Annotated in this window: 7 protein-coding genes; 2 read left to right on the top strand and 5 right to left on the bottom strand. The window is 63.4% G+C overall.

The features are described 5' to 3' along the window. From WEB61_RS09510 to glpK, 5 genes are all read right to left on the bottom strand, one after another. On the bottom strand, positions 1 to 1641 hold a 1641-nt coding region (locus tag WEB61_RS09510; protein WP_368064101.1), incomplete at its 3' end, for a xanthine dehydrogenase family protein molybdopterin-binding subunit. A gap of 102 nt (positions 1642 to 1743) precedes the next feature. Beyond that, complete coding sequence (locus WEB61_RS09505; RefSeq protein ID WP_368064100.1) at positions 1744 to 2520, bottom strand: class II aldolase/adducin family protein; 777 nt, start codon at positions 2518 to 2520, stop codon at positions 1744 to 1746. A gap of 87 nt (positions 2521 to 2607) precedes the next feature. Then, positions 2608 to 4017, bottom strand: a complete 1410-nt coding sequence (locus WEB61_RS09500; RefSeq protein WP_368064099.1) for an FAD-binding oxidoreductase — start codon at positions 4015 to 4017, stop codon at positions 2608 to 2610. Positions 4018 to 4077: 60 nt separating this feature from the next. Then, positions 4078 to 4389 (bottom strand): hypothetical protein, encoded by a 312-nt coding sequence (locus WEB61_RS09495; RefSeq protein WP_368064098.1) that lies wholly within the window; start codon positions 4387 to 4389, stop codon positions 4078 to 4080. After that, positions 4386 to 5885: a glycerol kinase GlpK gene (gene glpK / locus WEB61_RS09490; RefSeq protein ID WP_368064097.1), complete on the bottom strand. Its 1500-nt coding sequence runs from the start codon at positions 5883 to 5885 to the stop codon at positions 4386 to 4388. Before glpK ends, WEB61_RS09495 begins: the two co-directional genes overlap by 4 nt. 110 nt (positions 5886 to 5995) lie before the next feature. Between glpK and moaA the strand changes: the two genes are divergently transcribed. Together moaA and WEB61_RS09480 are read left to right on the top strand one after the other, a co-directional pair. Next, positions 5996 to 7033, top strand: coding sequence for a GTP 3',8-cyclase MoaA (moaA, locus tag WEB61_RS09485; RefSeq protein ID WP_368064096.1), 1038 nt, complete (start codon positions 5996 to 5998; stop codon positions 7031 to 7033). 26 nt (positions 7034 to 7059) lie between these two features. Further along, a partial coding sequence (locus tag WEB61_RS09480) for a low temperature requirement protein A (protein WP_368064095.1) occupies positions 7060 to 8097 on the top strand: 1038 nt, incomplete at its 3' end.

Raw genomic sequence — 8097 nt, 5'->3', positions numbered from 1 at the left:
GCCATTGGCGATATAAAGCGCTTTCGACCCGCCGGAACCGGCGCCGCCGGGAAGAATGTCCGAGTCGCCGAGATGCACCTTGATCTTTTCGGCATCGACGCCGAGCCGCGACGAAATGAGCTGCGTCCAAACCGTCTCGTGGCCCTGCCCGTTGGTCTGCTGCCCGGTCCACACATGCACCATGCCGTCCGCGCCGTCGACGGCGATACGCGCATAGTCGCTCATGCCGGCCGCCGTGCGTTCGACATAATAGCTGATGCCGATACCGCGCAGCTTGCCATCCTTGGCCGCTGCCGCGCGCCGCGCTTCGAAGCCTGCATAATCGGCGCGCTTCATTGCATCGTCGAGATTGAATTCGAAATTTCCGGAATCGAAGGGCAGCGACGGCGGCGCATTGAACGGCATCGCACTTTGCGGCACGAAATTGCGCTTACGCAACTCGGCCGGCGTGAGCCCGATCTCCTTTGCCGCCTTCTCCATCAGCCTTTCGATGACATAGGAGGCTTCCGGCCGCCCGGCGCCGCGATAGGCGTCCACCGGCACGGTGTTGGTATAGACGGCACGCACATGATTATACATCGCCGGCACCACATAAACGCCGACATGCATGCCGCGCGGCGCGAGCGAGGGAATGAACGGCCCGAACTGGCTCTGATAGGCGCCGAGATTGGCGATCGTATCGACCTCGACCGCGAGAATCTTTCCGTCCTTGTCGAGCGCCAGCGCCGCTTCGGTCACATGGTCACGGCCCTGGCTATCGGTGACGAAACTGTCGGAACGGTCGCCGACCCATTTGACCGGCCGCCCCAGCATCTTCGAGGCAAACAGCACCAGCGGATATTCGGGATAGACGAAGGTCTTCATGCCGAAGCCGCCGCCGACGTCCTCGGTGATCACGCGGAGTTTCTCGACGGGTATCTTCAGCGAATGCAGCGCGATATTGTTGCGCATGCCATGCACGCCCTGGCTCGCCGTATAAAGCGTGTAATGGTCGCGCGCAGAATCGTAGTTGCCGAGCGCCGCGCGCGGTTCCATCGCCGCCACGACGATCCGGTTGTTGACGAGCTTGATGCGCGTCACATGATGCGCCGCCTTTATCGCCTCGGCCACCTGGTCGGCCTTGCCGGTCGACCAGTCATAGGCGAGGTTGCTGCCATTCCCTTCCCAGATCACGGGCGCGCCCGGCGCAATCGCGCCGGCCGTGTCGGCCGTTGCCGGCAGGTCGTCATAATCGACAATCAGCAGCTCTGCCGCGTCGCGCGCCTGCGCCGCCGTCTCGGCAACGACCATCGCCACCGTGTCACCGACATGGCGCACCCGGTCGCGCGTGATGAGATGGCGCACGGTCTTGAAGATCGGCGTGCCGTCCTTGTTTTTCAGCATGTCGGCGGCTGGCGAATAGACCGTGCCGAGCCCGGCCCTCTCCGCGTCTTCGCCCGTATAGACCGCGATCACGCCCGCCGCGGCCTTCGCATCCGATGTGTCGATTCCGGTGATCAGCGCATGCGCGCGCGGAGAGCGCACCATATAAGCATGCACTTGCCCCGGCAGCGACATGTCATCCGCATAGCGCCCCTCGCCCGTGATCAGTCGTAAATCCTCGACGCGCCGCGCCGGTTGCCCCACACCGAACTTCACCATCAACAGACCTCACGAGATGCAGATTGCGGATGCAATGCAGATGACGTCGTGCCGGCCGCATTGCCAATAAAAATTCGATGAAGCGCACACTCGCGAGCCGGATCAGTGCCGATAGGACGGATCGATCCGGTCGAGTGTGCGCAGAAGCGCCGGCCAGGCAAGATTGCCGATGCCGTGCTTCTTGTGGAACATGCCCTGCTCGGCGGTTTTCTCCGGCACGCCCTGGTTCGGCATGGTGAGCTTCACCCCGCCCGAAAGCGCGCGCACCTGCATCGTGCAGGCCCGCTCCAGGAAGTAGAGCCGGAGGAACGCGTCCGCACAGCTCGCGCCCGCCGCCAGCAGCCCGTGATTGCGCAGGATCATGCAATGCTTGTTGCCGAGGTCGCGCACCAGCCGCTCGCGCTCGTCATGTTCAAGCGCGATGCCTTCGTAGTCGTGATAGGCGAGGTCTTCCAGCACGACCATCGCGGTCTGCGACAGCGGCAGCAATCCGTCCGCCTGTGCCGACACCGCGACGCCGTCATCCGAATGAGTGTGGATCACCGCATTGGCGTCCGGCACCGACATATGCACCGCACTGTGAATGGTGAAGCCGGCCGGATTGACCGCGTAGTCGGTCGGCATGACGATATTGCCGTCGAGATCGACCTTCACAAGGCTCGACGCCGTGATCTCGTCGAAGCTCATGCCGTAGGGATTGATGAGAAAGTGATGTTCCGGCCCCGGCACGCGCGCGGAGATATGCGTGTAGATGAGGTCGCTCCAGCCATAATGCGCGACAAGCCGGTAGGTCGCCGCGAGATCGACGCGCACCTGCCACTCCTCGCCCGATACTTGCTCGCGCACCGAAGCGCTGCTGAAATCTTCTGCCACCGACATGGGGCCCGCCTTCCGTCACATTTCTGAAAAACCGGATTCTCTGTTCCGGTCAGTCTGCCATGCGCGGCAACACTCCGCAAACCGGTCCTACTCGGCGGCTTTCGCCTGCGGTGCGGGCGCCAGCACCTTGCCCGGATTGAGAATATTCTTCGGATCGAGCGTCTGCTTGAGGAGCCGCATCAGCGCCACTTCCTCGGGACTGCGCGACCAGTCGAGATAGGGCCGTTTTTCGAGCCCGATCCCGTGTTCCGCCGACACCGATCCTTGCCGTTCGCGCAACTCGCCATAAACGATCGCCTCGACGCCACGCCGCGTCTCGAGCCCCGCATCCGGGAAGCGCCCCGGAATGACATGCAGATTGCCGTCGCCCAGATGCCCGAACACCATCAGCGAACTGCCGGTCCATTTGGCGGCCAGCGCGTTCTTCACTTCGCCGATATAGCTCTCCATGTCGGAAAGCTTCAGGCTCACATCGAAGGTGAACATCGGATAGGTATGCACCACCTGCCCCACATCATCCCTGAGCGCCCACATCGCATCACGTTCAGCCTGGCTCTTCGCGATTACCGCATCCGAAATCTCGCCCGCCTCCAGCGCCTCCATCATCGCCGCCTCGAAGCGCGCGGAATCCGCGTCTTGGTCACCGCCCATCGACTCCACCAGCACATAATAGGGATGCCCATGCGGCACGATCGGCTTGCCCTTCGCGGGCTCCATCGTCACCAGCTTGTAGAAATCCTCCCACATCACCTCGAAGGCCGAGAGCGTGCCGCCCAGCGCGCGCTCCATGTGGCGAAGAAACTTCGGCAACTGATCGAAACTCTCGACCGCCACGAACCCCGTATCCTGCGACACCGGCTTCGGCCGCACGCGCAGCACCGCCCGCGTCACGACGCCAAGCGTACCTTCCGAGCCGATGAACATGTGCTTGAGGTCGTAGCCCGCATTGTTCTTGATGAGCTTGTTCATTGAACTCATCACCGTCCCGTCCGCCAGCACCACTTCGAGCCCCAGCACCAGGTCGCGCGTCATCCCGTAACGGATCACGCGGTTGCCGCCCGCATTGGTGGATATATTGCCGCCGATAGTCGCCGAGCCGCGCGCGCCGAGATCGAGCGGGAACAGTAATCCCTTCGCATCCGCCGCCTCGCACACCGTCTGCAGCACGCAGCCCGCCTGCACGCTCATCGTGCCACCAAGCGTGTCGATCTCCTCGATCTTGTTCATGCGTTCGAGCGACAGCGCGATATGCCCCTGCGCCTCGCCGCCCTCCACGAGCCCCGTCTTGCCGCCCCACGGCACCACCCCCTCGCCCGCCGCATGGCAAAGCTTCAGCGCCTTCGACACCTCGTCCGTCGATGCCGGCCTGAGCACAGCCGCCGGCACACCGAGCTTGCTCCAGCCCCCTTGCGCCTTCTCCTCCGCATCCTTCCCCGTCAGCACGCCCTGCGCACCGAGCGCCGCGGTCAGCTTCGCAATGAGATCGTCCGATGCCATGTCATCCTCCCGGGATGTGTTCTTGCGCAGGACTATAGCGCGAAATGGTGACTGGCGCTCCTAGAGACAATCGCGCAGAACAAAACAGCTGTAGCCGAACGTCAGAAAAAGCCATGTCGTAAAGAGGGCCGGCGGAACGGTCATAAGAAGCCAACACATACGGATCGATTGTCGGCTGAATACCAAACTCGCGGCAGCAATGATCAACCAGGGGATAACTGTAATCGCCGGAACAACCGCCAATCCGCCAGTCCACCATTGGATCAATGGGTCAGAAATGTAGAGTGATGACAGGAATCCAGCGCAGGCGATGAAAAACAGCGCCCCGGCGGCAAGTAACAATTTCTCTGCCAAATTCACAGGGTCACTCACCCGATCACCCGCTTCACATATCCCTGCCACCGCCCGTAGCGCTCCGCCCGCTCGCTCTCCGCCATCTCCGGCGAAAACGCCCGCTCGCAGCGCCAATGCGCGGCAACATCCGCCATATCGCCGTAAAAACCGACATGCATCCCCGCCAGATAGGCAGCCCCCAGTGCCGTCGTCTCGGTCACTTCCGGCCGCTCCACCGGCCGGCCGATAATGTCGGTCAGGTTCTGCATGAACCAGTTATTGGCGACCATGCCGCCATCGACGCGCAGCGCCTGCGGGCTTGTCAGCCCCGCCGCCTTCATGTCGTCGCCCATCGCGTCCATCAGGTCGCGCGTCTGGAACGACACGCTTTCAAGCGCCGCCCGCACCACTTCCTTCGCACCCGTGTCGCGCGTCATGCCGAACAGCGCGGCCCGCACATCGGGCTCCCAGTAGGGCGCGCCGAGCCCGGTAAAGGCCGGCACCAGCACGGCTTGCGAATTCGGATTCGCCTCGCGCGCCATTTCCTCGCTCTCGGCCGAACTGTCGACAAGCTTCATCTCGTCGCGCAGCCATTGCACAATGGCGCCGGCCATGAAGATCGACCCTTCCAGCGCATAGGTCGTCTCGCCGTTGAGGCGATAGGCAACCGTTCCGAGCAGCCGGTTGCGGCTCTCGACGCGCCGCGCGCCGGTGTTCACCACCGCGAAACAGCCCGTGCCGTAAGTCGATTTCATCAGCCCCGGCTCGAAGCAGGCCTGTCCCACCGTCGCCGCCTGCTGGTCGCCCGCGACGCCCGCCACCGGAATTTCGGCGCCGAACAGTTCCTTCGCCGTCGCGCCGAAATCGGCGCAGCAATCGAGCACCTCCGGCAGCACCGCTTTCGGAATGTCGAACCAGCCGAGGATTTCCTCGTCCCATTCCTGTTTGTCGATGTTGAACAGCAGCGTCCGCGAGGCATTGGTTGCATCGGTCACGTGGCGTTTGCCGCCGGTGAGATTGAAGATCAGCCATGAGTCGATGGTGCCGAAGCAGAGCTCGCCCGCAGCCGCGCGCTTGCGCGCATCCGGCACATTGTCGAGCAGCCATGCAAGCTTGGTGCCGGAGAAATAGGGATCGAGCAGCAGCCCGGTCTTCGCCTGAACGACGGGCTCCTTACCTTCGGCTTTATGCTTCGCGCACAGCGCCGCGGTCCGCCGGTCCTGCCAGACGATCGCATTGTGCAGCGGCTTCCCCGTTGCCCGCTCCCACAACACCGTCGTCTCGCGCTGGTTGGTGATACCGATGGCGGCGATATTCGTCGCCGTCGTGCCCCCCGTCAGCACACCCCGGCAAACCTCCAGCGTGGCCGCCCAGATTTCGGCCGCGTCATGCTCCACCCAGCCGTCCCGGGGGAATATCTGCCGCAGCTCCTTCTGCCGCACCCGCATCGGAGAACCCGACGCATCGAAGAGCAGCGCCCTGGTGCTCGTCGTCCCCTGATCGATCGACAGAATGTAACGCGCGTCCGCCGCCATGGACCTCTCCCCTCATTCTCTGGACCGGGAGGCTACCCCGGCCCGGCAGGCTGCAAAACCCCTTACACTCAGGGGGCGAAATCCGGCTGACCGGATGCTATATACCGGTCATGGACATGGACCGTCCCCTTGAGACCGCGCACAGCGCCACACCGGCAATGATCGACCCCTTCGGACGGGCGGTCACCTATTTGCGCGTCTCGGTGACGGATCGCTGCGACTTCCGATGCGTCTATTGCATGTCCGAGCACATGACCTTCCTGCCGAAGCCCGACCTGCTGACGCTGGAAGAACTCGACCGCGTCTGCTCGGCCTTCGTCGCCAAGGGCGTCCGCAAGCTCCGTCTCACCGGCGGCGAGCCGCTGGTCCGCCGCGACGTGATGACACTCATCAAGAGTCTCGGCCGCCATCTCGAAACCGGCGCACTCGACGAACTGACGCTGACCACCAATGGCAGCCAGCTCGCGCGCTACGCGGACGATCTCCACGCCGCCGGCATCCGCCGCATCAACGTTTCTCTCGACACGCTGAAGCCCGATCTCTTCGCCGAAATCACCCGTTGGGGCCGCCTGCCCCAAGTGCTTGAGGGCATCGAGGCCGCGAAGCGTGCAGGCTTGCAAATCAAGATCAACACGGTCGCCCTCAAAGGCGTCAACGAGGCCGAAATCCCGGCGCTCATCGAATGGGCGCACGGGCAAGGCCACGACATCACGTTGATCGAAACCATGCCGATGGGCGATATCGACGGCGACCGCACCGATCAATATCTGCCGCTCTCCGCCGTGCGCCGCGCGCTTGCCGAACGCTGGACGCTCGATGAACTTGATTTCCGCACCGGCGGCCCCGCGCGCTATGTCCGCATCAAGGAAACCGGCGGCCGTCTCGGGCTCATCACGCCACTGACGCATAATTTCTGCGAGAGCTGCAATCGCGTCCGCCTCACCTGCACCGGGACATTATACATGTGCCTCGGACAGGACGACGCCGCCGACCTCCGCAGCGCCGTCCGCACCGGCGAAGGCGACGACATCCTCGATGCCGCCATCGACGAGGCGATCGGCCGCAAGCCGAAAGGCCACGACTTCATCATCGACCGCGACCACAATCGTCCCGCCGTCGCCCGCCACATGTCGCTGACCGGCGGCTGAAACCACACTCCCGGGGGAACAATCGAGTGTTGAGGTCACGCAGCTTTCTTCGGCAGCGCAGCGCCAATCAGCACGCGCGCGTCGGTTTTATCGAACTCTTCTTCGACCTCGTCTTCGTCTTCGCGATCACCCAGCTCTCCCATACCCTGCTCCATCACCTGACGCTTAACGGCGCCCTTGAGGTCGGCCTTCTCTTCCTTGCGGTCTGGTGGGTCTGGATTTACACGACCTGGGTCACGAACTGGCTCGATACCGATCGTCCTCCGGTCCGCCTCTTTCTGCTCGCGCTGATGCTTGGCGGTCTCCTGCTGTCGACGTCGCTGCCGGACGCCTTCGGCAATCGCGGTCTCGTCTTTGCGGTCGCCTATGTCGGCATGCAGGTCGGCCGCTCGCTCTACATGCTCTGGGCGATCGGCGACGCGAATCCTGCGAACACGCGCAACTTCCAGCGCATCTCCTGCTGGTTTTCCTTCACCGGCATCCTTTGGATCGCGGGCGGCATCATGGAGGGCGAGACGCGCCTGTTTCTGTGGATCGCCGCGCTCGCAATCGAATATGCCGGTCCCTCTTGCAGCTTCTACGTACCAGGCCTCGGCCGCTCGAAAACGGGCGACTGGGACATCGAAGGCGCACACATCGCGGAGCGGTGCGGCCTTTTCATGATTATCGCACTCGGCGAATCCATTCTCGTTACCGGTGCAACCTTCGCGGAACTCGAATGGACGGCCGTTCATGTCGCGGGATTCGCCACGGCTTTCCTGGCCACCGTCGCCATGTGGTGGATCTATTTCGACACCGGCATCAAGCGCGGCGAGGAGCTGATCGGGAATTCCGACGATCCGGGCCGCATCGCCCGGCTCGCCTATACCTACATCCATCTGCTGATCGTTGCGGGCATCATCGTGAACGCGGTTGCGGACGAACTCGTGCTGAACCACCCGCTCGGTCATGCGGAGCCGGCGGCCATAGCCGCAATCCTCGGCGGCCCGGCGCTCTACCTCGTCGGCAACATCATGTTCAAGCGGCTTCTGGCGGCGCACATGGCGCTTTCGCATCTCGTGGGG

Source organism: Parvibaculum sp., from assembly GCF_040882025.1.
GTDB lineage: Bacteria > Pseudomonadota > Alphaproteobacteria > Parvibaculales > Parvibaculaceae > Parvibaculum.
This window is presented reverse-complemented; position numbering and strand designations above follow the sequence as displayed.

Excerpts from the sequence above, each read along its gene's own strand:
- WEB61_RS09505 (WP_368064100.1), bottom strand. The coding sequence starts at position 2,520 with ATGTCGGTGGCAGAAGATTTCAGCAGCGCTTCGGTGCGCGAGCAAGTA.
- WEB61_RS09500 (WP_368064099.1), bottom strand. The coding sequence starts at position 4,017 with ATGGCATCGGACGATCTCATTGCGAAGCTGACCGCGGCGCTCGGTGCG.
- glpK (WP_368064097.1), bottom strand. The coding sequence starts at position 5,885 with ATGGCGGCGGACGCGCGTTACATTCTGTCGATCGATCAGGGGACGACG.
- moaA (WP_368064096.1), top strand. The coding sequence starts at position 5,996 with ATGGACATGGACCGTCCCCTTGAGACCGCGCACAGCGCCACACCGGCA.